This is a genomic window from Helcobacillus massiliensis (assembly GCF_033106145.1).
GTDB lineage: Bacteria > Actinomycetota > Actinomycetes > Actinomycetales > Dermabacteraceae > Helcobacillus > Helcobacillus massiliensis.
The window spans coordinates 1557827-1579983 of sequence record NZ_CP136959.1 but is presented as its reverse complement, the minus strand read 5'-3'; the positions used below and the strand labels follow the sequence as shown (position 1 = coordinate 1579983).

The 22157-nt window shown below is 70.1% G+C and carries 21 protein-coding genes; 12 read left to right on the top strand and 9 right to left on the bottom strand.

Going from position 1 to position 22157, the window contains the following annotated elements; translation table 11 throughout:
- Nucleotides 1-98 precede the first annotated feature (98 nt).
- From R3I40_RS07295 to purD, 4 genes are all read right to left on the bottom strand, one after another.
- Nucleotides 99-695 (bottom strand): HhH-GPD-type base excision DNA repair protein, encoded by a 597-nt coding sequence (locus R3I40_RS07295; protein ID WP_259924146.1) that lies wholly within the window; start codon nt 693-695, stop codon nt 99-101.
- Between the two features lie 135 nt (nt 696-830).
- Nucleotides 831-1163: a hypothetical protein gene (locus R3I40_RS07290; RefSeq protein ID WP_183375532.1), complete on the bottom strand. Its 333-nt coding sequence runs from the start codon at nt 1161-1163 to the stop codon at nt 831-833.
- Between the two features lie 81 nt (nt 1164-1244).
- A complete protein-coding gene (locus tag R3I40_RS07285; protein ID WP_285261886.1) occupies nt 1245-2150 on the bottom strand; it encodes a phosphoribosylaminoimidazolesuccinocarboxamide synthase in 906 nt (301 codons plus the stop codon).
- Nucleotides 2147-3433: a phosphoribosylamine--glycine ligase gene (purD, locus tag R3I40_RS07280; RefSeq protein WP_317699914.1), complete on the bottom strand. Its 1287-nt coding sequence runs from the start codon at nt 3431-3433 to the stop codon at nt 2147-2149. Before purD ends, R3I40_RS07285 begins: the two co-directional genes overlap by 4 nt.
- A 127-nt stretch (nt 3434-3560) precedes the next feature.
- Here purD and truA point away from each other — a divergent pair, with 127 nt between their 5' ends.
- The 6 genes from truA to R3I40_RS07250 all read left to right on the top strand — a co-directional run bounded on the left by truA (nt 3561) and on the right by R3I40_RS07250 (nt 9166).
- Complete coding sequence (gene truA, locus R3I40_RS07275; protein WP_239373992.1) at nt 3561-4439, top strand: tRNA pseudouridine(38-40) synthase TruA; 879 nt, start codon at nt 3561-3563, stop codon at nt 4437-4439.
- Nucleotides 4436-5992, top strand: coding sequence for an FGGY family carbohydrate kinase (locus tag R3I40_RS07270; protein ID WP_285261887.1), 1557 nt, complete (start codon nt 4436-4438; stop codon nt 5990-5992). Before truA ends, R3I40_RS07270 begins: the two co-directional genes overlap by 4 nt.
- Nucleotides 5993-6272: 280 nt before the next feature.
- Nucleotides 6273-6719, top strand: coding sequence for a 50S ribosomal protein L13 (gene rplM / locus R3I40_RS07265; protein ID WP_239373996.1), 447 nt, complete (start codon nt 6273-6275; stop codon nt 6717-6719).
- Nucleotides 6720-6759: 40 nt separating this feature from the next.
- Complete coding sequence (rpsI, locus tag R3I40_RS07260) at nt 6760-7251, top strand: 30S ribosomal protein S9 (protein WP_183375520.1); 492 nt, start codon at nt 6760-6762, stop codon at nt 7249-7251.
- Between the two features lie 270 nt (nt 7252-7521).
- A complete protein-coding gene (gene glmM / locus R3I40_RS07255; protein ID WP_183375518.1) occupies nt 7522-8874 on the top strand; it encodes a phosphoglucosamine mutase in 1353 nt (450 codons plus the stop codon).
- 112 nt (nt 8875-8986) lie between these two features.
- Nucleotides 8987-9166 carry a hypothetical protein gene (locus tag R3I40_RS07250; RefSeq protein WP_183375516.1) on the top strand — a complete coding sequence of 60 codons (180 nt, stop codon included), beginning with the start codon at nt 8987-8989 and terminating at the stop codon, nt 9164-9166.
- Between the two features lie 59 nt (nt 9167-9225).
- Here the strand turns inward: R3I40_RS07250 and coaA are convergent, their stop codons facing one another.
- Nucleotides 9226-10194, bottom strand: a complete 969-nt coding sequence (gene coaA, locus R3I40_RS07245; RefSeq protein WP_396349465.1) for a type I pantothenate kinase — start codon at nt 10192-10194, stop codon at nt 9226-9228.
- Between the two features lie 152 nt (nt 10195-10346).
- On the opposite strand from coaA, the gene glmS reads away from it, so the two are divergent.
- From glmS to R3I40_RS07220, 5 genes are all read left to right on the top strand, one after another.
- A complete protein-coding gene (gene glmS, locus R3I40_RS07240) occupies nt 10347-12215 on the top strand; it encodes a glutamine--fructose-6-phosphate transaminase (isomerizing) (RefSeq protein ID WP_239374000.1) in 1869 nt (622 codons plus the stop codon).
- 128 nt (nt 12216-12343) lie between these two features.
- Nucleotides 12344-12775 carry a holo-ACP synthase gene (locus tag R3I40_RS07235; protein ID WP_183375511.1) on the top strand — a complete coding sequence of 144 codons (432 nt, stop codon included), beginning with the start codon at nt 12344-12346 and terminating at the stop codon, nt 12773-12775.
- Complete coding sequence (gene alr, locus R3I40_RS07230; RefSeq protein WP_285261888.1) at nt 12768-15068, top strand: alanine racemase; 2301 nt, start codon at nt 12768-12770, stop codon at nt 15066-15068. The genes R3I40_RS07235 and alr overlap by 8 nt, the downstream gene beginning before the upstream one ends.
- Nucleotides 15065-15751 (top strand): tRNA (adenosine(37)-N6)-threonylcarbamoyltransferase complex dimerization subunit type 1 TsaB, encoded by a 687-nt coding sequence (tsaB, locus tag R3I40_RS07225; RefSeq protein ID WP_285261889.1) that lies wholly within the window; start codon nt 15065-15067, stop codon nt 15749-15751. The genes alr and tsaB overlap by 4 nt, the downstream gene beginning before the upstream one ends.
- Nucleotides 15748-16215 carry a GNAT family N-acetyltransferase gene (locus tag R3I40_RS07220; protein ID WP_183375505.1) on the top strand — a complete coding sequence of 156 codons (468 nt, stop codon included), beginning with the start codon at nt 15748-15750 and terminating at the stop codon, nt 16213-16215. Before tsaB ends, R3I40_RS07220 begins: the two co-directional genes overlap by 4 nt.
- A gap of 7 nt (nt 16216-16222) precedes the next feature.
- Here the strand turns inward: R3I40_RS07220 and R3I40_RS07215 are convergent, their stop codons facing one another.
- From R3I40_RS07215 to R3I40_RS07205, 3 genes are read right to left on the bottom strand one after another with little or no spacing between them, the layout of a single operon-like run.
- Complete coding sequence (locus tag R3I40_RS07215) at nt 16223-17971, bottom strand: hypothetical protein (protein WP_239374006.1); 1749 nt, start codon at nt 17969-17971, stop codon at nt 16223-16225.
- Entirely contained in the window at nt 17956-18711 is a 756-nt protein-coding gene (locus tag R3I40_RS07210) for an ABC transporter ATP-binding protein (protein WP_239374008.1), read from the bottom strand. Before R3I40_RS07210 ends, R3I40_RS07215 begins: the two co-directional genes overlap by 16 nt.
- Before the next feature lie 53 nt (nt 18712-18764).
- Nucleotides 18765-19910, bottom strand: coding sequence for a glutamate--cysteine ligase (locus R3I40_RS07205; protein ID WP_239374011.1), 1146 nt, complete (start codon nt 19908-19910; stop codon nt 18765-18767).
- A 176-nt stretch (nt 19911-20086) separates the two neighbouring features.
- Here R3I40_RS07205 and R3I40_RS07200 point away from each other — a divergent pair, with 176 nt between their 5' ends.
- A complete protein-coding gene (locus R3I40_RS07200) occupies nt 20087-21361 on the top strand; it encodes an AI-2E family transporter (protein WP_239374014.1) in 1275 nt (424 codons plus the stop codon).
- Between the two features lie 82 nt (nt 21362-21443).
- On the opposite strand, the gene greA is transcribed toward R3I40_RS07200, so the two are convergent.
- A complete protein-coding gene (greA, locus tag R3I40_RS07195; protein ID WP_285261890.1) occupies nt 21444-21947 on the bottom strand; it encodes a transcription elongation factor GreA in 504 nt (167 codons plus the stop codon).
- Nucleotides 21948-22157: the final 210 nt, after the last annotated feature.

The window sequence follows — 22157 nt, the reverse complement described above, 5'->3', positions numbered from 1 at the left end:
TGGTGCACCACCAGGCTATGGGGCCGGATCGAGAGGATGGTGGGACCAACGGCATGCAGGGCGGCCCCCGTCACGTGATGTGACGAGGACCTGCGGTTTCACTTCTTCTTCGCTGCCCTCTTCATCGCCTGCTTCGTCTCCCGCACAGCGATGAGCGACTCCGGCGAGGTGATGTCGGCGACGCTGAGGGTGGTGCCGTCGGCGCCGTAGTCACCGGCTGCCTCCCGCCACCCCTCACCGGTGTAGCCGTACTGCTTGCCGAGCAGGGCGAGGAAGATGCGGGCCTTCTGGTCACCGAAGCCGGGCAGGGCCTTCAACCGTTTGAGGACCTCGCGGCCGTCCGGGTCGCCGTCGGTCCAGATCGCGGCGGCGTCACCGTCGTAGTCCTCGATGATCTGACGGCACAGCTTCTGCACACGCTCCGCCATCGACTTCGGGAATCGGTGCACCGCGGGGGTTTCGCGGAACGCCGCGAGGAACTGCTCGGGGTCCTGGTCCGCGATGGTGGCGGCGTCGAGGGCACCGACGCGCTGCTGCAGTTTGAGCGGGCCGGCGAACGCGGTCTCCATCGGGACCTGCTGGTCGAGCAGCATGCCGATGAGCAGGGCGAGCGGGTTCTCGGTGAGGAGGGAATCGGCGTCGCGGTCGTCGGTGATGCGCAGCGGCGCCGGGGCGGAGGAGGCTGAAGTGGTCATGCCTCCAGTGTGCACCACCGCGCGACCGCGGAGCGCTGAGGGTCTCTCGCCGGGCGGGGGGCGCCGGGGACCGGGCAGAGCGAAGGCCCCGCGGCGGATGCCAGCGGGGCCTTCAGCGTCAGTGTGCGACGGCGCTCAGTACGGGTACACGGCCTTCTCGGCGCGGCCGCGGGCGAGCCAGGCGAAGAGCAGCGGCACCAGGTACGGCGCGAACAAGGTGGCCAGCACGGCACCGGCCATCGACGGGAACTGGTGCGGCCAGTGGATGAACACGGCGAGGAACAGGAAGGTCAGCCCCATCAGCAGGGTGATGACACCGCCCACCACCAGCATCGGCGACAGAGCCAGGTTCTGCTCGCGGCGGTGCTCGGCGTGGGAATCAGCAGAGCGGCGCAGCATGATGCCTGCAGCGGCCATAATGATGCCGATCAGGGACAGGCCGAGCGTGTTGACAATCAGCGCCATCATCATTGGGGTGAGTCCTCCTCGTAACGATCTGCGGACATTGTGCCATGAACCAGCGGCCCGGGCCGCATCAGTGTGGGACGGTCAGAACCGCTCGCCCGTGAGCCGCTCCAGCGCGTCGATGTACTTCGCGCGCGTGGCCTCCACGATCCTCTCCGGCAGCACCGGCGGCTCCTCACCCGAGGCGCGGTCCCAGCCGGACTCGGCGCTCGTCAGGAAGTCGCGCACGAACTGCTTGTCGAAGCTCGGCTGCGCCTGGCCGACCCGGTACCCGTCAGCGTCCCAGAAGCGGGAGGAGTCCGGGGTGAGGACCTCATCGCCGAGGACGAGCGAGCCGTCGGCCCGCGAGGTGCCGAACTCCAGCTTCGTATCCGCGAGGATGATGCCGCGCTCGCGGGCCAAGTCAGCGGCCCGGCGGTACACCTCCAGCGACGCCTCCTCCGCCTGCGCCCCGAGGTCCTCGCCCACCAGCTCGCGTGCTTGCGCGACCGTGATGTTCTCGTCGTGTCCGCCGACCTCCGCCTTCGTGGACGGGGTGTAGATCGGCTCCGGCAGGCGGGAGCCGTCCTCGAGCCCCGCCGGGAGCGCATGCCCGCCGACGGATCCCGATCCGCGGTAGTCCGCGAGCCCCGACCCGGTCAGGTAGCCGCGCACGATGCACTCCAGCGGGAGCATATCGAGCCCCTGGCAGCGCAGGGCCCGGCCGCGCACCGGCTCCGGGACGTCCTCGGCGCTGATGACATGGTTCGGGACCACGTCCTTCAGCAGGTCGAACCACAGCACGGACATGCGGGTGAGAATGCGGCCCTTGTCGGGGATGCCGGGCTGCAGGGAGAAGTCGAATGCGCTGATGCGGTCCGTTGCCAGCACCAGCACCTCCCGCGCGGTGCTGAGCGACTCGCCGGCGGGGACGTACAGTTCGCGGACCTTGCCGCTGACCGCGTGGTCCCAGCCGTCGAGGCGCGGGGCGTCCAGCAGCGCCTCGCTCATGCCTCCACCTCACCGGCGGCTGCGCGCTGGGCGATGTCGGTGCGGAAGTGCGACCCCGGCAGGGTGATGTGGCTGATCGCCATCTGCGCGCGGGAGCGGGCGTCTTCGAGCGACTCGCCGACCGCCACGACGGACAGGACGCGGCCGCCGTCGGACACGAGCTCGCCGCGGGGGTTCAGGGCGGTGCCGGCGTGGATGATGTGGGCGCCGAACTCCTCCGCCTTCTCGATCCCGCCGATGACATCGCCCTTGCGGGCGGACTTCGGGTAGCCCTCGGAGGCGAGGACCACGGTGACGGCGGCGTGGTTGTGCCAGCGCAGCGGCTCCGCCTGGTCCAGTTCGCCCTTCGCGGCCGCCAGCAGCAGCGGCGCGAACGGGGATGCGAGGCGCTCCAGCACCACCTGGGTCTCCGGGTCGCCGAAGCGCGCGTTGAACTCGATGACGCGCAGGCCCTGCTTCGTGCGGGACAGCCCGCAGTACAGGATGCCGACGAACGGCGTGCCGTCCTCCCGCATGGCATCGACCGTGGGCTGCGCGACGGTGCGCACGACCTCCTCCAGCACAGATTCGGTCTCGATCCACGGCAGCGGGGAGTAGGCGCCCATACCGCCGGTGTTGGGCCCCTGATCGAAGTTGAAGGCGCGCTTGAAGTCCTGCGCGGGGGCGAGGGCGCGCACGGTGGTGCCGTCGGAGATGCAGAACACCGACAGTTCGGGGCCGTCGAGGAACTCCTCGATCACCACGCGGCCGCCCGGTGCGGACAGGGCCGCCTCGGCATGGTCGAGGGCGTCCTCCTTGAAGATGGAGACCACCACGCCCTTGCCGGCGGCGAGGCCGTCGTCCTTCACCACGTAGGGGACGCGGCCCGACGGGTTCATCGCATCCAGCGCCGCCTCCACATCCTGCAGCTTCGTGACGGTGACGGAGCGGGAGGTCGGGACGCCGGCGCGGTGCATGACGGACTTCGCGAAGTCCTTGGAGCCCTCCAGCTGCGCGGCGGCCTGCGACGGGCCGAACACGGTGATGCCGGCGGCGGTGAGGTCATCGGCGAGGCCGTTGACCAGGGGCGCTTCGGGGCCGATGACCACGAGGTCGATCGCGAGGTCGCGGGCAAGGGCGATGATGCCCTGATGGTCCGTGACGGCGATGTCATGGACGGTGGCGAGCTCGGCGATGCCGGGGTTGCCCGGCGCGGCGTGGATCTCAGGGGCAGGGGAATCGAGGGAGAGACGGCGAACGATCGCGTGTTCGCGGCCTCCGTGACCAACAACCAGAATCTTCACAGGCGCCAGCCTATCGCGCTGGAGCACCCGTCGGGCCACCGGGCAGGCGGGGCCTGTGACCGGTCTCCGGTAGTCTCAGTCGCGCCCCATCTCGCCCGCTGCTCCGCCCGGAAGGACCGCCCCGCTGATGCGCATTCGCCTGGACCTCGCCTACGACGGCACGGACTTCAGCGGCTGGGGCATCCAACCGGCCCTGCGCACCGTCCAGGGTGAGGTGGAGAAGGGGCTGTTCCGGATCCTCCGCCACGAGGTGCGGGTGCATGTCGCCGGCCGCACCGACGCCGGCGTCCACGCCACCGGCCAGGTGCTGCACGTCGACGTCCCCGAGGAGGCGTGGGCGCGGATGCCGGGCCGCAGCGACCGCACCCCCGGCCGCGCCATGTGCGAACGCCTCGCCGCTGTGCTGCCCCGCGACATCGTGGTGACGGACGCCCGCGCCGTCTCCGATGACTTCGACGCCCGCTTCTCCGCGCTGTCCCGCCGCTACCGGTACCGCATCGCCGATTCGATCGCGACCCGCTCGCCGCTGCGGCGCGACGTCATGAACCACAAGCGCCCCCTGGACGCGGAGGCGATGGACGCTGCCGCGCGAGCCCTCATCGGTGAACACGACTTCCTCTCCTTCTGCCGCCCCCGCGAGGACGCCACCACCATCCGCACCCTCCTGTCGATCTCGTGGGAGCGCGTCCCCCTGACCGACGGCGCCGGCCACCCTCTCGCGGATGCGGGACTGGTGGTCGCGGTGGTGGAGGCCGACGCGTTCTGTCATCACATGGTCCGCTCCATCGTGGGTGCGAGCGTCGCCGTGGGGGAGGGGCGGGCCGACGCCGCCTGGATGGCGGCCCTCGTCGCGACGCCCCGCCGCGACGCCGCCGGCAGCGCCCCCATGTTCGCGCCGCACGGACTGACGCTGGAGTCAGTCGGCTACCCGGAGGATGACCAGCTCGCCGCGCGGGCCCAGCAGACCCGCGGCAAGCGCGGCGACACGTGGGTGAGGCCGGCATGATCCTCGCCGTCGACGTCGGCACCACGGCGCTGAAGGCCGCCCTCGTGGATCGTGGCCGAGTCCTCGCAGCAGCGAGCCGCGCCTACGCGACCCACGCGCCGGGGACGGGCGCCGCCGAACAGGACCCGGACGACTGGTGCGCCGCCCTCACCGCGGTGGTGGCGGACCTGCTGGCGCACCCGGCGTGGTCCGATGTCGAAGCGATCGCGCTGACGGGGCAGATGCAGACCCTGGTGCTCGCGGAGGAGACCGCTGCAGGCTCCGGCCCGGCCGGCGCGGATCCGGCCAGAGCCGGTCATCGAGCCCCGTGCACGGGGCGCGCCGTTCTCTACAGCGACACCCGCGCCGCCGCGGAGGCCGACGAGATCCGCCGCGCCGTGCCCGACTGGGACGAGATCACCGGGAACCTGCAGGGCCCGACCGCGAACCCGGCGCAGTGGCTGCGCCTGGAGAGCACCCGTGAGCCCGCCACCGACACGGGCGCGGTGCGGCGGGTGTTCTTCTCCCCGGCGGGTCTGCTCGCCTGGATGCTCGGCGGCGACGCCCACTGCGATATCACCACCGCCAGCGCCACCGGTCTGCTCGATGCCCGCACCCGCACGTGGAGCGAGGCCATCGCCCGCGCCGCGCACCTGCCGATGGGTGTGCTGCCCGCCGTGGGCGGCGGCGACATCGGGAGCGTCACGACCGAGGGGGAGTCGCGCTTCGGCGTCCCGGCCGGTCTGCGGATCCACCTCGCGCCCGGTGACGCAGCCGCCGCCACGCTCGGCATCGTCGGGGGCTCCGACGGGCCCACCGAGTACATCTCGCTCGGCACGTCCGGCTGGGTCGCCAGCATCCAGCCGCTCGGCGCCGCACCGGCACGGCCGGAGGCCGAACACGCCCTGCTCCTCGACCCGCCGCTGGATCAGCATGTCCTCCGCATCGGCGCGCTCCTGTCCGCAGGCGACACCGCCGCCTGGGCTCGCCGCACCCTCCTCGGCGGCGCCTCCCCGCAGGAGGCCGACGCGCTCCTGGAGGCCCGGCTCGATGCCACCGGCTGCACGCCGTCGGGTCTGCTCGCCCTGCCGTCCCTGCGCGGTGAGCGGTTCCCCGTGCGCGCCGACCGCATCGGCGCCGCCATCATCGGCATGCGCCCGGACACCGACCAGGTGACTATGTACCAGGCGGTGCTGGAATCCGTCGGCCTCGCCCTCGCGAACGCGCTCCCGCCGAGCGGCGCCGCAGACGAGCAGTCGCCCGAAGCGGCCCTGCTGCCCGTCGTCGGCGGGGGAGCGGCCTCCCGGCCCTGGATGCGCCTCATCGCCGCGATCACCGGCCGGGACGCCCTGCCCGCCACCGCTGCCGACGCCGCCCTCCTCGGCGCAGCGCTCGCCGCCGGAGACGCCCGCCGCGAGGATCCGGTCCGCGACGCCGCTGCGGGGGAGCGGGCCGACGGGGCGAGCGCCGACGTGATCCCGGCACCCGCCGGCCGCGATCACCGGTGGGACGTGCTCCGGGCGCGGCAGCTCGAGCTGTTCCGCGCAGTCGCCGCCCTCAGCGACGAGATGTGAGCCATATCCTGTCGTGGAAGTGAACGGGCCTCATTGACCGCCTGAACAGCGCGCCGGTAGAGTGGACTGCTGTTGTGCCATGAATGCGCGCCCAACGCTGCCGATGATCTCACGCTTGGCGCGAAAGGCTCCTCACACGCATTCCGGCCCCCGCTCGCGAGGGCCAAGCACTGCAATCTATGGCCATGCTTTGAACCAAAGGAAGCGTGTCCACGGTCCATTCGAACCGTGTCAGCGGCGCTCCGCGTCGCGGCACAACCAACGAGAGAAGAAGGCACGAGTGCGTACGTTCACCCCGAAGCCCGGCGATGTCGAGCGTTCCTGGTACGTCATCGACGCAACTGATGTCGTCCTCGGCCGGCTCGCTTCCCAGGCTGCCCAGCTGCTCCGCGGCAAGCACAAGCCGGTCTTCGCACCCCACGTGGATGCAGGCGACTTCGTCATCATCATCAATGCGGACAAGGTTGCCCTGACCGGCAACAAGCGCGAGGACAAGCTCGCGTACCGCCACACCGGTTACCCGGGTGGCCTCCGCTCCGTGAAGTACAGCGAGCTGCTGGAGAAGAACCCCGAGCGCGCCATCCAGAAGGCGATCAAGGGCATGCTCCCGAGCAACAAGCTCGCTGCTCAGCAGATCAAGAAGCTGAAGGTCTACGCAGGTGCCGAGCACCCGCACGAGGCCCAGAAGCCGGTTCAGTTCAACGTCGCCGACCAGGTCGCGCAGTAACGGCCCTGGCCCGCGCGCTGAAAGAAATCTGAGGTTTACAGTGGCAGAAGAAACCACCCCAGTTGAGGAGTTCGAGGGCGAGACCTCGAACTACACCACCGAGTCGAGCTCCAACGCCGCCGTCGGCGAGGGCAAGTCCGCTGTCGGTCCGGGCTACGGCACCGGCCGCCGCAAGCGCGCCATCGCGCGCGTCCACGTCAAGCCGGGCTCCGGCGAGTGGGTCGTCAACGGTCGCAGCCTCGAGGAGTTCTTCCCGAACAAGCTGCACCAGCAGGAAGTGAACGACCCGTTCACCCTGCTCGACCTGCAGGGCCGCTTCGACGTCTTCGTCCGCGTCATCGGCGGTGGCCCCTCCGGCCAGGCCGGTGCCGTGCGCCTCGGCGTGGCACGCGCCCTCAACGAGGTCGACTCCGAGTCCAACCGCCCGGCCCTCAAGAAGGCCGGCTTCCTGACCCGTGACGCCCGCGTCCCGGAGCGCAAGAAGGCCGGTCTCAAGAAGGCCCGCAAGGCTCCGCAGTTCTCGAAGCGCTGATCCAGCCCTTCCGCTGGTGCCGGTCCGCCGGCACCTGACTGCAGCACGAACACCGTCCGCATTCCGCGGGCGGTGTTCTGTGTTCAATCGCCCCGGCGAGCGCGCCATATCCCACATCGACCCGTGGATCGCGGCGGCGGCCCCAGGGCGGACCCGGCCCGTCCCATTACGATGAGTGCGTCCGTGTCCGCACCCCGGACCGGACCTGACGCGACGCCCCCACCGGGGCGCCGCGACGGCATACGACTGCCCCACCAGATGGAGGAGACAATGGCGCGACTGTTCGGCACCGACGGTGTGCGAGGACTGGCCAACAAGGACATCACCGCGGAGCTCGCGGTTGAGCTCGCTGTCGCCGCAGCGCACGTGCTCGGCCAGCTCGGCGCATTCCACGAGGACGGCACGAAGCCCCGCGCGATCATCGCGCACGACCCGCGGCCGTCGGGCGACTTCATCTCCGCCGCCATCGCCGCCGGCCTCGCCTCCGCCGGCGTGGACGTGGAGGACGCCGGTGTGCTGCCCACCCCGGGCCTCGCGTACCTGGTGGAGTCCACCGGTGCCGACCTCGGCGTGATGGTCTCCGCCTCCCACAACCCGCATCCGGACAACGGCATCAAGTTCTTCGCCCGCGGCGGCACCAAGCTGCCCGACGAGGTCGAGGACGCCATCGAAGCGCGTATGGGGGAGGACTGGGAGCGTCCGCAGGGCACCGCGGTCGGCTCCATCACCCGCTTCGACGGCGCCGTGGACGCCTACGTCAACCATCTGCTGTCCACGCTGGACTCGCGCCTGGACGGCGTCACCGTGGTGGCGGACTGCGCCAACGGCGCCGCCTACGAGACCGGCCCGAAGGTGCTGGAAGCCGCCGGCGCCACCGTGCATGTCATCGGTGACCGCACCGACGGCAAGCAGATCAACGAGGACATCGGCTCCACCCACCTGGAGCAGCTGCAGGCCGCCGTGAAGGAGAAGGGCGCCGACCTCGGTGTCGCCTTCGACGGCGACGCCGACCGCTGCCTCGCCGTCGATGCTGACGGCACCGTCATCGACGGCGACCAGATCATGGCGATCCTCGCCGTCGACTTCCAGGAGCGCGGCAAGCTGCCGCAGAACACCCTCGTGGTCACCGTGATGAGCAACCTCGGCCTGAAGCTCGCCATGCAGGAGCACGGCATCCAGCTCGCCCAGACCGCAGTCGGCGACCGCTACGTGCTCGAAGAGATGAACTTCGCCGGCTACCGCCTCGGCGGCGAACAGTCCGGCCATGTGGTCATGACCGAGTACGCCACCACCGGTGACGGCGAGCTCACCGCCCTGCACCTGCTGCAGCGCCTCGTCACCTCCGGCAGGTCCGCGGCAGAGCTCGCCACGGTGATGACGCGGATGCCGCAGTCGCTGATCAACGTCAAGGGCGTGGACAAGACCCGCGCCAACATCGACGCCGGGGTCATGGACGCGATCAAGGACGCGGAGAAGCAGCTCGGCACCACCGGCCGTGTTCTGCTGCGCCCGTCCGGCACCGAACCGGTGGTGCGCGTCATGGTCGAGGCCCCGACCGATGAGCAGGCCAGCGAGGTGTGCGAGAAGCTCGCCGCCGTGGTCAAGGAGCGCCTGGCGCTCTGATCCGAACGGGCCTGCGCACCCGATCATCCGTGGGGCGGGCCCGGTTCGGGCCCGCCCACACATCTGTCCCCGCACCCTGCCCCTTCTTTTCGAGCACTCGGGAGTTCACCCCATGCAGCCGCTGCGCATCGCGTTCCTCGTCATCGCCGTCCTCGGCGTCCTCCTCAGTGCGGCTGCGCGGCTGCTGGGCCTGCCGCCGGAGGTGGTGCGCCGTCTGCGCATCATCGGGCTGTCCGCGGCACTGTTCGGCATCGCCGGGTTCTGGGTGCTGGCGCTGGCCAGCGACCACTGAGGCCGGGAGCCGTCGGCCCGCTTCGGACGGCGCCGCGCACGCCGAGGCGGCTGCGGTGATCAGATGCGGCGCAGCAGCACCGAGCGGACCTCGTGGTCCGAGCTCTTGCGCAGGATCAGGTCGGCGCGGCCGCGGGACGGCTGCACGTTCTCCCGCAGGTTCGGACCGTTGATCGTGTCCCAGATGTGCGCGGCGGTTGCGCGCGCCTCATCGTCACCGAGGTCGGCGTAGCGGCGGAAGTAGCTGTCCTCCTTCGCGAACGCGGTCGCGCGCAGCGACAGGAAGCGTTCGATGTACCAGCGGCGGATATCGTCCTCGCGGGCGTCCACGTACACGGAGAAGTCGAAGTAGTCGGAGACGGCGATGCCGACCCGGCCGTCGGCGCGCACCCGCGGCGCCTGCAGCACGTTCAGGCCCTCCACGATCAGCACATCCGGCCGCTGCACGCGGACGAACTCGTCCGGCAGGATGTCGTAGCTGATGTGGGAGTACACCGGCGCCAGCACTTCGCCCTGGCCGCTCTTCACATCCGCGACGAACCGCAGCAGCGCGCGGCGGTCGTAGGACTCGGGGAACCCTTTGCGGTGCATGATGTCGCGGCGCTTCAGCTCCGCGGTGGGATAGAGGAACCCGTCGGTCGTCACCAGCTGCACGCGCGGCGTCTCCGGCCAGCGCGCCGTCAGCTCCCGCAGCAGGCGCGCCGTGGTGGACTTGCCGACGGCGACGGAGCCGGCGACCCCGATGATGTACGGGGTGCGCCGTGCGTTCTGATGGAGGAACTCGTTGCGCACGTCCCGCATGGACTGCGCGTTCTGCACCTGCAGGTTGAGCAGGCGGGAGATGGGCCGGTACACCTTGTTGACCTCGTCCATGTCGAGCCGGTCGCCGAGGCCGCGCAGCGTCTCGATCTCGTCCGCGGTCAGCGGCAGCGGCGTCTCACCGGACAGGGAGGCCCAGTCGTCGCGGGCGATCTCCGTGAAGGGGGAGAGGGATGGGCTCGCATGGTCGTGCACAGTCACAGCCACCATTGTTCCACGGACGCGGCGGATGCTCACTTCTGCACGCTCGCGCGAAGCGCTCCGCAGGCTCGAGCAGGCCGGGGGCGATCCGTGATCTATCACTCCGACGCGCCCGCTTCCATCCGGCTGCGCACAGGTGCGGCACCGCTATCGTTTCTGGCATGTGTGGAATTGTTGGATACGCAGGGCCCGTCGGCCCCGAGGCCTCGAGCCGCCCCATCGACGTCGTCCTCGCCGGTCTCACCCGGCTGGAGTACCGCGGATACGACTCCGCCGGTGTCGCCGTCCTCGGTGAGGACGAGGTCGACGTCTTCAAGAAGGCCGGCAAGATCAAGAACCTGAAGGAGGAGGTCGCCGGCTCCGAGCAGACGCCCTCGAACGTCTCCATCGGGCACACCCGCTGGGCCACCCACGGCGGGCCGACGGATGCCAACGCCCACCCGCACCGAGGCGGCAAGAAGGGCGAGCTCGCCCTCGTGCACAACGGCATCATCGAGAACTTCGCGCCGCTGAAGGACGAACTGCTGGCCGACGGCTACGAGTTCTCCTCCCAGACCGACTCCGAGGTCGCCGCCCACCTCGTGGCCCGCGAATACGCCGCCACCGGTGACCTCACCGAGGCGATGAAGAACACCGTCGGCCGCCTCGAAGGCGCCTTCACCCTCCTGGCGATCCACGAGGACGCCCCGGACCGCGTGGTCGCCGCCCGCCGCAACTCCCCGCTGGTGATCGGCCTCGGCGAGGGCGAGAACTTCCTCGGTTCCGATGTCGCCGCGTTCGTGGACTTCACGAAGCAGGCGATGGAGATCGGCCAGGACCAGATCGTCACGGTCACCGCCGACAGCGTCGACGTCATCGAGTTCGACGGCACGCCCGTCGCCGACCCGAAGACCTACACCATCGAATGGGACGCCGAAGCAGCCCAGAAGTCCGGCTACGCCTCCTTTATGGCGAAGGAGATCCACGAGCAGGCCGAGGCCATCGCCGACACCCTCGTGGGCCGCTTTGAGAACGGCCGCCTCACCCTCGAGGACATGCTCATCGAGGAGTCCACGCTTCGCAGCATCGACAAGATCATCGTGGTCGCCTGCGGCACCGCGGCGAACGCCGGTGAGGTCGTCAAGTACGCCATCGAGCACTGGTGCCGCATCCCGGTGGAGGTGGAGCTCGCGCATGAGTTCCGCTACCGCGACCCGATCGTGAGCCCGAAGACCCTTGTGGTGGCGATCTCCCAGTCCGGCGAAACCATGGACACCCTCATGGCGGTGCGGCACGCGAAGGAGCAGGGCGCGAAGGTCGTCGCGATCTGCAACACCCGCGGCTCCACCATCCCGCGCGAGTCCGATGCTGCGATCTACCTGCATGTGGGCCCGGAGATCGCCGTCGCCTCCACGAAGGCGTACCTGGGGCAGATCTCCGCCTGCTACCTCCTGGGCCTGTACCTCGCGCAGGTGCGCGGCAACTTCTACGGCGACGAGATCCAGGCCGTCCTGGACGACCTGGAGCAGATCCCCGCGAAGATCCAGCAGGTTCTGGACGGCTCCGAGCAGGTGGAGCAGCTCGCCCGCGACATGGTCGATGCCACCAGCGTGCTGTTCCTCGGCCGGCACGTCGGTTACCCGACCGCGCTGGAGGGCGCGCTGAAGCTCAAGGAGATCGCGTACATCCACGCGGAGGGCTTCGCCGCCGGTGAGCTCAAGCACGGCCCGATCGCCCTGGTGGAGGACGGTCAGCCGGTGTTCGTGGTGGTGCCCAGCCCCCGCGGCCGCGACTCCCTCCACTCGAAGGTCGTCTCCAACATTCAGGAGGTGCGCGCCCGCGGCGCCCGCACCCTCGTGATCGCGGAGGAGGGCGACGAGGACGTGCTGCCGTACTCGGATGTGGTGATCCGCTACCCGCAGACCCGCACCCTGTTCGCGCCGCTGCTGACCATCATTCCGCTGCAGATCTTCGCCTGCGAGCTCGCCACCGCGAAGGGCCTGGACGTGGATCAGCCGCGCAACCTCGCCAAGTCCGTCACCGTCGAGTGATCCGACCCTTCTGAGCGCCCTGCGGGGTGCTCACGACCGGCGCCGCTGGAGGTGCCCTCGGCCACGGAGCCGACGGGTGCCCGGCGGCGCCGCTGTCGTCCCCACGCCGTGCTGGCTACACTGGCGGCATGTCACGGGCCCACGACGTTCGAGATGGCGAGGAGCTCGCCTTCGAACCCGAACCCGAGTCCCGGCTCGCCGGGGTGGGTGTGGACATCGTCGACATCGACAGGTTCGAGGCGATGCTCGCCCGGACTCCACGACTGAAGGAACGGCTGTTCGCGCCCGAAGAGCGCGGACTGTCCCTCGCATCGTTGGCGGCCCGCGCCGCCGCGAAGGAAGCGACCGGTAAGGCTCTGGGCAACCCGGGGGAGCTCTCGTGGCAGGACGTCATCGTCCGCAAGACCGCGACGGACCGCCCCTACCTGGTTCTGCGCGGCAACGCGCTGGCCACCGCCGTACGGGAGGGCGTGAGCGCCCTGCACCTCTCGCTGAGCCATGACGGTCGTCTTGCTGTGGCATCTGTTGCAGCGGAAAGAAGGAAATCACTCGATGACTGAGACCGCAGCGTCACCCGCCCCGTTTGCCGAGGAGCCCGGTATCGCCCCTCCGAAGGCCCGCATCTCCAAGGACGCGATCCGGCACAACGCCCGGCAGATCCGCTCCGCCCTCGATGAGCAGACCGCGCTGATGGCGGTGGTGAAGGCCGACGGGTACTCCCACGGCATGATGGCTGCGGCCGAGGCCGCCATCGCCGGCGGCGCCACCTGGCTCGGGGTGGCGCATCCCGGATCCGCGCTCGCGCTGACCCGCGCCGGGTTCGATGTTCCGATCCTCACCTGGCTGTTCGACCCGACGACCGCTCTGGACGTGCTGCCGGAGCTGATCAGCGCCGGCATCGACATCGGCGTCGGCTCCTACGAACTGCTCGAGCTGGTCGCGGACGCGGGACGCACCGCGGACCGCCGCGCCCGTGTGCACCTGAAGATCGACACCGGGATGGGCCGCGGCGGTGTGCTCCCGGAGGACCTGCCGAAGATGGCGACGATGATCCGCGGCAGCGACTACCTGCATGCGATCGGCGCGATGAGCCACTTCCATTCCGCTGACGTTCCCGGCGACCCCTCCATCGATGAGCAGATGCGGGTGTTCACAGAGGCGTGCGACGCCCTCGCCGACGAAGTCGGCCCGATCCCGCTGCGCCACATTGCGAACTCCGCCGCCGCCCTGACCCGCCCGGACACGCACTGCGACATGGCGCGGGTGGGCGTGGCGCTGTACGGCTACCCGCCGGTGGAGACGGACCTGGACCTGCGTCCGGCGATGACGCTGACCACGCGCGTGGCGGAGATCAAGACGGTCCAGGCGGGCCAGACCTCCGGGTACGGCGCCACCTACACCTGTGCGGAGAGCACGGACCTGGGCCTGCTCAGCATCGGCTACGGGGACGGCCTGCACCGGGCGGCGTCCGGTCGCGGCTGGGTCGCGGTCCGCACCGATGAGGGCATGAAGGTGGTCCCGCAGGTGGGGCGGATCTCCATGGACCAGATGGTGGTGGACCTCGGCCCTTCCTCCACGGCGCACGCCGGTGATGAGGCGATCGTCTTCGGTGACCCGGCCGCGAACCCGGACGTTCCCACGGCGGAGGACTGGGCGAGGGCCGCCGGCACCATCTCCTACGAGGTGCTGACCTCGATCAATGCGCGGGTGAGCCGTGTGGTCCTCGACCTGACCGACGAGGACGAGGACACCGGCGCCGCAGATGACTCATCCACGGCCGGTGACTCCGACTCGGGCGCTGACCCCGCCGCGACTGCCGGCCCTGACGCTGAGGCCGGCGCTGAGGGTGGCGCCGCGCCGACCGAGCCCGCTGACCCTGCGCCGACCGCGGTCGGAGACGCTCCGGCTGCGGGGGCCACCGCAGCGCCCGACGCCGCACCCGCCCCGGTGATGCCGGGCGGCGCCTCGAGCGACGCCGACTACGTGCAGTCCCCGCCGACGCCGGTCACCGGCGGCACCCGCGTCACCGTCCCCTCTGCAGCCAGCGCGGAGCGCCCCGTCCGGACAGGCCAGGAGCCCCCCACCGAGAACCTTGAGCCGATCGCAGACGAGGCCGGCCCCGCACCGGTCCACGACGACGCCCTGCCCGGCGCACTGGAACCGCGGGAGCAGAAGACGTGGACGATCGTGGACCAGTCCACGCTGACGGACCCGTCGGCCGCCCCCTCGGCCGGCACTGACGCGTCCGGTGCGGCGGGCTCGCCGGCGGATGACACCGCGCAGATCCCCATCACCGCCACCAGCGTCCAGGTCGACACCAGCACGGCCGAGGAGACCCGCCGAGTCGCGCAGATCCTCGCTGAGCAGGCGCAGGCCGGTGACCTGATCGTGCTGGACGGCCCCCTCGGCGCCGGCAAGACCACGTTCACGCAGGGCTTCGGATCGCAGATGAACGTGCGCGGCACCATCGCCTCGCCCACGTTCGTCATCTCCCGCGTGCACCCGCCGCTCGGGGACGGGCCGAGCCTCGTCCACGTGGACGCCTACCGCCTCGACGACGACTGGGACATCGAGGACCTCGACCTCGACTCCGACCTGCAGGACTCCGTCATGCTCGTGGAGTGGGGCCGCGACCGGGTGGAGCATCTGACCGACTCCTACCGCAGTGTGCAGCTGACCCGCGCCGAGGGTGCGGACCCGGCGGGCGACGTCGATGACCCGGAGGAGCCGCGCACCATCGTCATCACCCAGACGGGGCCGCGCTATGAGGACATCGACCTCGCGCACCTCGCCGACCGGTTCCGCGGGGCCGGCCTGACAGTCCGCGACCACCACCAGGAGACGAGCGCATGATCCTCGGCATCGACACCTCCGGTGCCGTGTCGGTCGCGGTGGCCGACGGGGACCGCATCCTCGCTGTGCGCACCGATGACCGCGCCCGCCACCATGACGAAGTGCTGCTGCCGCTGATCCAATCGGCGATGGATGATGCCGGAGCCGCCCGCTCCGACCTCACCGAGGTCGTGGTGGGCCGCGGGCCCGGCCCGTTCACCGGCCTGCGGGTCGGCCTCGTGACGGCCCGGTCGATCGCCGCGGTCCTGCGGCTGCGCCTGCGGGGCCTGTGCTCCCTGGATGCGCTGGCGCTGCAGGCCGCCGAGCAGGATCCCCTCGCGGGGACCGTCGGTGTGGCCCTGGACGCCCGCCGGCGCGAGGTGTACGCCGCCGCGTACCGCATCGAGCATGCGGGGGAGCAGGTGCGTGTGCACCGCACTCTGGGGCCGACGGTCGCCGCACCCGCCGATGCAGCCGCTGACCTGACGGGGTGCGACGCGCTCGTCGGCGCCGGCGCCCACCTGTACGCCGAGCAGCTGCCGCCGACCGCGGACCTGCGGCATGTTGATGCCGGTTTCCTCATCCGCGCCGCGAACCAGCAGGCGCGCGACGGTGACGAGCTCGGCTCCACGGACCCGCTGTACCTGCGCGAGCCGGACGCGGCGAAGCCCACGGGCCGCAAATCCACGCTCGGGAAGCGATGAGCGTCCCGGCGCTGCTGCGCCCTGTGGAGCCCGAGGACATCGAAGCGATCGCGTTCCTCGAACTCGCGCTGTTCCCGGACGAAGCGTGGGACGTCTTCATGCTCGCCGAAGAGATCGGCCACCGCGACCGCCGCTACATTGCGGCCGTGGACCCGGAGAGCGAGGAGATCATCGGCTACGCCGGCATCATGCTCGCCGGCGACACCGCGGACCTGCACACCATCGGCACCACCCGCCCCGGGCAGGGGATCGGGCAGGCGATGCTGGCGAACCTGGAGGAGACCGCGCTGTCCGAGGGCGCAGAGCGCATGCTGCTGGAGGTCCGTGAGGACAATGAGCGCGCCCGCGCCTTCTACCGGGAAGCCGGCTACGAGGAGCTCGGGGTGCGCCGCGGCTACTACCGGACCGCGGCCGGCGCCATGGACGCCATTGTCATGGCAGCGGACCTGCCCCGCACTGCCTGAGCACCCCTCAGCCGATGAAGGTCTTCACCTTCTGCGCCACCTCCGGCCAGTGACGGTCCAGCTGACGCCCGCCGAGCACGATGCCGGCCCACAGGGTGACAGCACCGAGCACCAGGGCGATCACGGCACCGATCCAGGCGAGGTACTGGCCGAACGCAAAGCTCGCACCGATCAGCGCCATGGCCGGCAGCATCGGCAGCCACGTCACCAGCATCGACACCAGGGTGGGCAGCCACGCCGCCATCGGTGAGGAGTTCTTCATCGAGCCGGGCTTCGGCGCCGCGAACGGAAGGAACGCGGCCGTCGCCACACCGATGCCGGTCCCCGACAGGGCAACGCCCAGCGCGCTCAGCAGCAGAACACCCGCGTATCCGCCGAGATCGTGCAGCACACCGATCACGGCCGTCACGATGATCAGCATCGGAACCGCCCACATCAGCGACACTCCGGCGCGGGCCGCCAGGGTGGTGCGGCCGCGGATGCCGGCCACGATGTTCACCCAGTTCGCGGGGCCGTCCATCCCGATGTCGTTGTAGATCAGCAGACCCGCCATCCACGCCACCACCACGGTTGCGAGGATCGCCATCGACGGATTGTTCGACATCACCGACATGCCCACCATGAACGCCACCATCACCGGCTGGACCAGCAGGCCCATGGAGTAGCGGGCGTCGCGGCGCATGTACTTCAGCGACCGGCCGACGGATGCTCCGAACGGCGCGGAGCGCAGGAACCGCGGTACGAGCGCCGTCACCTTCTCCGACTTCGCGGCGCTGTCGCCCTGCAGCGCCTGCGTCAGCGCCTGCTCCAGGGAGCGGCGCCACCACAGCCACAGCACAGCGATCGTCACCGAGGCGATCAGCATCCGCACCACAGCGGCCACGTACCGGCCCTCCAGCAGGTCCATCGGGATCGCGAACGGCGCCCCCAGCGGGGTCCAGGCGATGACGCCCAGGACCAGCAGGGCGTAGTGGACGATCGTGTCGATGACCGACGGGCTCTCCGCGATCGCGTTGGAGATGAGGGAGAACCCGTACAGCCCCACCAGGAGGCCGATGATGCCGAGACCTGCCGCGAGCTCGCGGCTGCGGCGACTGGACTGGCGGGTGGAGCGGAACGCGTCGATCGCGCGCGGCAGCAGAATGCAGATCGCCAGGCCTGCCAGCAGGGACGGCAGCAGCAGCACCAGTCCGCTGATCGCACCGGCGGGCCGCTCCGCGAGGAACCGCACCAGCATGACCGTCTGCGCGGCGCCGAGCACACCGATCGCCAGTGCGGTCAGGATGATCGCGGGGGAGATGAGCGATGCGATCAGCATCGGCAGCTGGAGGTCGCGGCCGCGTCGGCCCAGGATCGCGAACTTCGCGGGCGAGAGCGCGTCCTCAGCGCCGGAGACCACGGCCGGCGCGAGCAGCCAGGTGAGCACGAGCAGCGCGCCGATGCCGACCGCGGTCGGCGCGAACGTCCCGCCGATCTCCGACACCGACGCGGACGTGATCAGGGCGGGGCCGCCGAACGCGAGCGCGCCCAGCGCATACAGCACACCGATCGCGCCGCCGATCGTGGCGGCGAGCGTGGCGCGGGCGCGGCGCAGCGTGATCGTCCACCGCAGCTTCATCAGCAGCGGTGTCAGCGACGGCGCCTTCCCGTTCGCGGGCGCGTCGCCGCCCTCGCCGGGCAGCGGAACGGGCCCGGCGGTGTGCACGGCAGCGGAGGAGCCGCCCTCGGCGGGAGCGGGGGTCACTGGTTCAGCCACGACAGATCCCCCTGGGAGGCCTGACCGCCGGCGAGTTCGAGGAAGCGTTCCTGCAGGGTGCCGCCGGCGCGGACCTCATCGAGGGTGCCAGCGGTGCGGACAGCGCCGTCGGTGATGATGGCGACGTGGCTGCACAGCCCCTCCACCAGTTCCATCACGTGGGAAGAGATCACCACGGTGCCGCCGGAGGCGACATAGCTGGACAGTGCGGAGCGGATCGTCTGCGCTGAGACCGGGTCCACCGCTTCGAGCGGCTCATCCAGCACCAGCAGGCGCGGCGCGTGCAGCAGCGCGTTCGCCAGAAGGATCTTCTTCGTCATACCGGCGGAGTAGTCGACGATCAGTTTGCCCTCGGCATCGGCGAGGCCGAGGGTTGCCAGGAGCGAATCGGTGCGCTGCTCCACTGTCGCGGGATCGATGCCGCGGATCAGACCGGTGTAGGTGAGCAGTTCGCGGCCGGTGAGGCGGTCGAACACGGGCAGGCCGTCCGCGAGGACGCCCACCTGGCGCTTCGCCTCCGTCGGCTGCTGCCACACATCGGTGCCGAGGATCAGCGCGGTGCCCGCATCGGGCCGCAGCAGACCCGTGGCCATCGACAGGGCGGTGGTCTTGCCGGCGCCGTTCGGGCCGACGATCCCGTAGAGCGAGCCGCGGGGAATGGACAGGGACAGGTCGTGGACGACAGGGACACCGGCGAAGGATTTCTGCAGGTCCTGCATCTGAAGAGCAGCATCGGTCATGCTCTCAGTCTAGGAAGCAGCCACCGGCGGAGCCGTCGTCCGAAGGTCGCAGATCAGGCGGTCTGCTCTGGTGCGAGCGGATGACCGGCGTCCGTCTCGGCCACGAGGTGCTTGACCACCGCGGGCAGGCCCCGCTGGTGCGCCACTTTGCGCTGTCGCTGATAGGACGCACCGAGTTCGGTGATGCGGTTCAGCCCCTCGAACTCGCGCGTGCACCCCAGGCGTTCAGCAACGGGGGCGAGGCGGTCCATCAGCTCCGGCAGGGCGTCCGTGATCAGCTCTTCGCGGTTGTTGCGGTCGAGCACGAGGATCGCGTCCATCCCGTACCGGGCGGCGCGCCACTTGTTCTCCGCGATCTGCCACGGCGCCATCACCGGCAGCTCCTCTCCGCGGTCGAGGCGCTCACTGAAGTCGTCCACGAGGCACTGCACGAGGGAGGCGACGGCGAGGACCTCCTGCAGGGACGGCAGTCCGTCGCTGACCCGCACTTCGATGGTGCCGAAGGCGGCGACCGGCCGGATGTCCCAGCGGATCTCGTTGACCTCCTCGATCACCCCCATCGTGGTCATGTCGTTGATGTACGCCTCGTACTGCGGCCATTCGGTGAACATGTGCGGCAGGCCCGCTGTCGGCAGCTGCTGGAACATGAGGGACCGGTTGGAGGCGTAGCTGGTCTCCTCGCCCTGCCAGTAGGGGGAGGAGGCCGACAGGCACAGCAGGTGGGGGAGGTACGTGAGCAGCGCGTTGGTGATCGGCAGCATCTTCGCCGGGTGGTCGATGCCGACGTGCACGTGCACGCCGTAGATCGTCATCTGCCGGCCCCACCACTGGGTGCGGTCCACGAGAGTGGAGTAGCGGGCATCGTCGGTCACCATCTGGTCGGCCCACCGCGAGTAGGGGTGCGCGCCCATGCTGGTGACGTCCACCCGCAGGGGTTCGCCCGCTTCGCGGACGCGCTGCAGGGAGCGGGCGAGGTCCTCACCGGCTTCGGCGACGGTGCTGCACACGTCGGTGACGAGTTCCACGGTGTTCTGCAGCAGTTCGCCGACCACACCGGAGGTGCCCGCGTGGACGTCACGGACGGACTGCAGCAGCGACGGCGCGCACTGGCGCGACTCACCGGAGTCCCGATCCACGAGCAGCATCTCCCATTCGATGCCGACCGTGGAGCGCTGGGAGGGGGCGATGTTGATGGTCATGGTGCCATTGTCCATCATCGGCCCTCATGAGGACGCCGTGTCCGTTCTGTCATAATCGCCTGTGGCGCCGTATGCGCCGCCTCGCGTCAGCACGTCGCGGTGGGCGGCCGATGGGGTCCGGACACCACGGGCCCCAGCGGTAGGATGGCCTCCCGCAGATGAAGGAGCATGATTCCATGCAAGCAGCCAAGCGTTCGCGTCAGCGGCAGGTCCAGCGCCTGGCGCAGCCGGTCACCTCGATCCAGGGCGCGGCCGGTCAGGAGACCCGTGAGATTCCCCTCGGCATCCGCCGGGCCGGGGCCTGGGCGTGGCGGTTCATCGTCATCGTCGCCAGCCTCTGGCTCATCGTGAAGGGCATGGGGATGCTGTCCGGACTGGTGATCCCCGTCCTGGTCGCGATCCTCCTCACCTCCCTGCTGAACCCCCTGGTGCGGATGCTCACACAGCACACGTTCCTTCCGCGCGCCGCCGCGGCCGCCATTGCGCTGCTCAGCCTGATCATCGTGGTGGTCGGCATGTTCGTGCTGGCGGGCCGTCAGCTCGTCGCGTCCTGGCAGGACATCTCCGATGCCGCCGTCAAGGGCTTCAACGAGCTGTGGGACTTCGCCACCACCACCCTCAACATCGACAGCGGGGCCGTGTCGGAGGCTCAGCGTGAACTGGTGGACAAGCTGCAGGCCAACTCCGGCGCCATCGTCAACGGTGCGGTCGCGACCGCCGCAACGGTCGGCAATGTCGGCACCGGCCTGCTGATCGCCCTGTTCACCCTGTTCTTCCTGCTCAGCTCCGGCCACAGCGTGTGGCGCTGGATCGTGGGCCTGTTCCCGGCACAGTCCCGCCCGACCGTGCACGAGGGCTTCCGCCGCGGCTGGAAGGCGCTGAGCGCCTACGTGCGCACCCAGGTGCTGGTGGCGGCTGTGGATGCCACCGGCATCGCACTCGGCTTCGTGATCATCGACCTGGTGCTCAGCGCCACCGGTGCTCCGAGCTCCGCCCCGCTGACTCCGTATGCGGTGCCGATCTGGCTGATCGTGTTCCTGTTCAGCTTCGTGCCGCTGGTCGGTGCGGTCGCCTCCGGTGCGATCGCCTGCCTCATCGCCCTTGTGCTGCAGGGCCCGATCATCGCGCTCATCATGGTGGGCGTGGTGATCCTGGTGCAGCAGCTCGAATCCAACGTGCTGCAGCCCCTGCTGATGGGACACGCTGTGGAGCTCCACCCCCTGGCCGTGTTCCTCGGCGTCGCGGGCGGCGCGATGATCGCCGGCATCACGGGCGCCCTGTTCGCGATCCCGTTCCTGGCGTTCATCAACGCGCTGTACCTCTTCTTCACCGGCCGTGACCCCGCCCCGGACCTCGGCGTGGACGAGACCGCGCAGCAGCACTACAGGGAACTGGAGCGGCGCCACAAGGAGTTCCTGGCGACCGGTGTGCACGCCGCTGACCAGTCCTGACACCGGCGAACCAGCCGCCGACAGAGCAGAAGGGCCGCATCCGTGGGGATGCGGCCCTTCTGCTCGTCAGTTCATCGGTGCGTCACTTGGCGCGCTTCGGATCGTACGGGCTGCAGCGCACGATCGTGACGGGGATCGACTTGCCGTTCGGTGCGGTGTAGTCGATCTTCTGGCCGACGCTGGAGCCGGAGATGGCCTGACCGAGCGGCGACTCGGAGGAGAACACCTCCAGGGTCTCGTCATCGTCGGCGATCTCGCGGTTGCCGAGCAGGAAGGTGCGCTCCTTGCCGTCCATCTCCACGGTGACGACCATGCCGGGCTCCACCACGCCGTCATCCTTCGGGGTCTCGCCGACCACCGCGGTCTTCAGCAGGTGGGTGAGCTCCTCGATGCGGCCCTCCAGCTTGCCGAGCTCCTCACGGGCGGCGTGGTAGCCGCCGTTCTCCTTGAGGTCGCCCTCGTCGCGAGCAGCGGAGATGCGCTCCACGATCTCGGAGCGGCGCGGACCCTCGAGCTCCGCAAGCTCTGCCTCGAGTCGGTCGAAGGCGTCCTGGGTCAGCCAGGCACCCTGCTGGTTCTCGCTCATCGTTGTTCTCCTGGGTCAGTTCAATGGACAGTCGAGTCTGAGTGGCGGTGCGCACCCACGACAGCTCCCTCGCATCTGTGCGGCGGGAGGGCGGCCGTGCGCCCGCGGCATCGCGGTCAGCATGCCAACGAAAAAGGACACATGACGAAGCATGCGTCCTGAGGTTTCGCTTCCGCGTTGACGACCATTGTAGCGCACATGTGTCCGAAT

Excerpts from the sequence above, each read along its gene's own strand:
- R3I40_RS07290 (WP_183375532.1), bottom strand. The coding sequence starts at position 1,163 with ATGATGGCGCTGATTGTCAACACGCTCGGCCTGTCCCTGATCGGCATC.
- alr (WP_285261888.1), top strand. The coding sequence starts at position 12,768 with ATGACTGAGACCGCAGCGTCACCCGCCCCGTTTGCCGAGGAGCCCGGT.
- R3I40_RS07205 (WP_239374011.1), bottom strand. The coding sequence starts at position 19,910 with ATGACCATCAACATCGCCCCCTCCCAGCGCTCCACGGTCGGCATCGAA.
- coaA (WP_396349465.1), bottom strand. The coding sequence starts at position 10,194 with ATGGTGGCTGTGACTGTGCACGACCATGCGAGCCCATCCCTCTCCCCC.
- R3I40_RS07285 (WP_285261886.1), bottom strand. The coding sequence starts at position 2,150 with ATGAGCGAGGCGCTGCTGGACGCCCCGCGCCTCGACGGCTGGGACCAC.
- tsaB (WP_285261889.1), top strand. The coding sequence starts at position 15,065 with ATGATCCTCGGCATCGACACCTCCGGTGCCGTGTCGGTCGCGGTGGCC.
- R3I40_RS07250 (WP_183375516.1), top strand. The coding sequence starts at position 8,987 with ATGCAGCCGCTGCGCATCGCGTTCCTCGTCATCGCCGTCCTCGGCGTC.
- greA (WP_285261890.1), bottom strand. The coding sequence starts at position 21,947 with ATGAGCGAGAACCAGCAGGGTGCCTGGCTGACCCAGGACGCCTTCGAC.
- R3I40_RS07235 (WP_183375511.1), top strand. The coding sequence starts at position 12,344 with ATGTCACGGGCCCACGACGTTCGAGATGGCGAGGAGCTCGCCTTCGAA.
- R3I40_RS07295 (WP_259924146.1), bottom strand. The coding sequence starts at position 695 with ATGACCACTTCAGCCTCCTCCGCCCCGGCGCCGCTGCGCATCACCGAC.
- truA (WP_239373992.1), top strand. The coding sequence starts at position 3,561 with ATGCGCATTCGCCTGGACCTCGCCTACGACGGCACGGACTTCAGCGGC.
- R3I40_RS07220 (WP_183375505.1), top strand. The coding sequence starts at position 15,748 with ATGAGCGTCCCGGCGCTGCTGCGCCCTGTGGAGCCCGAGGACATCGAA.
- R3I40_RS07200 (WP_239374014.1), top strand. The coding sequence starts at position 20,087 with ATGCAAGCAGCCAAGCGTTCGCGTCAGCGGCAGGTCCAGCGCCTGGCG.
- R3I40_RS07210 (WP_239374008.1), bottom strand. The coding sequence starts at position 18,711 with ATGACCGATGCTGCTCTTCAGATGCAGGACCTGCAGAAATCCTTCGCC.
- glmS (WP_239374000.1), top strand. The coding sequence starts at position 10,347 with ATGTGTGGAATTGTTGGATACGCAGGGCCCGTCGGCCCCGAGGCCTCG.
- glmM (WP_183375518.1), top strand. The coding sequence starts at position 7,522 with ATGGCGCGACTGTTCGGCACCGACGGTGTGCGAGGACTGGCCAACAAG.
- R3I40_RS07270 (WP_285261887.1), top strand. The coding sequence starts at position 4,436 with ATGATCCTCGCCGTCGACGTCGGCACCACGGCGCTGAAGGCCGCCCTC.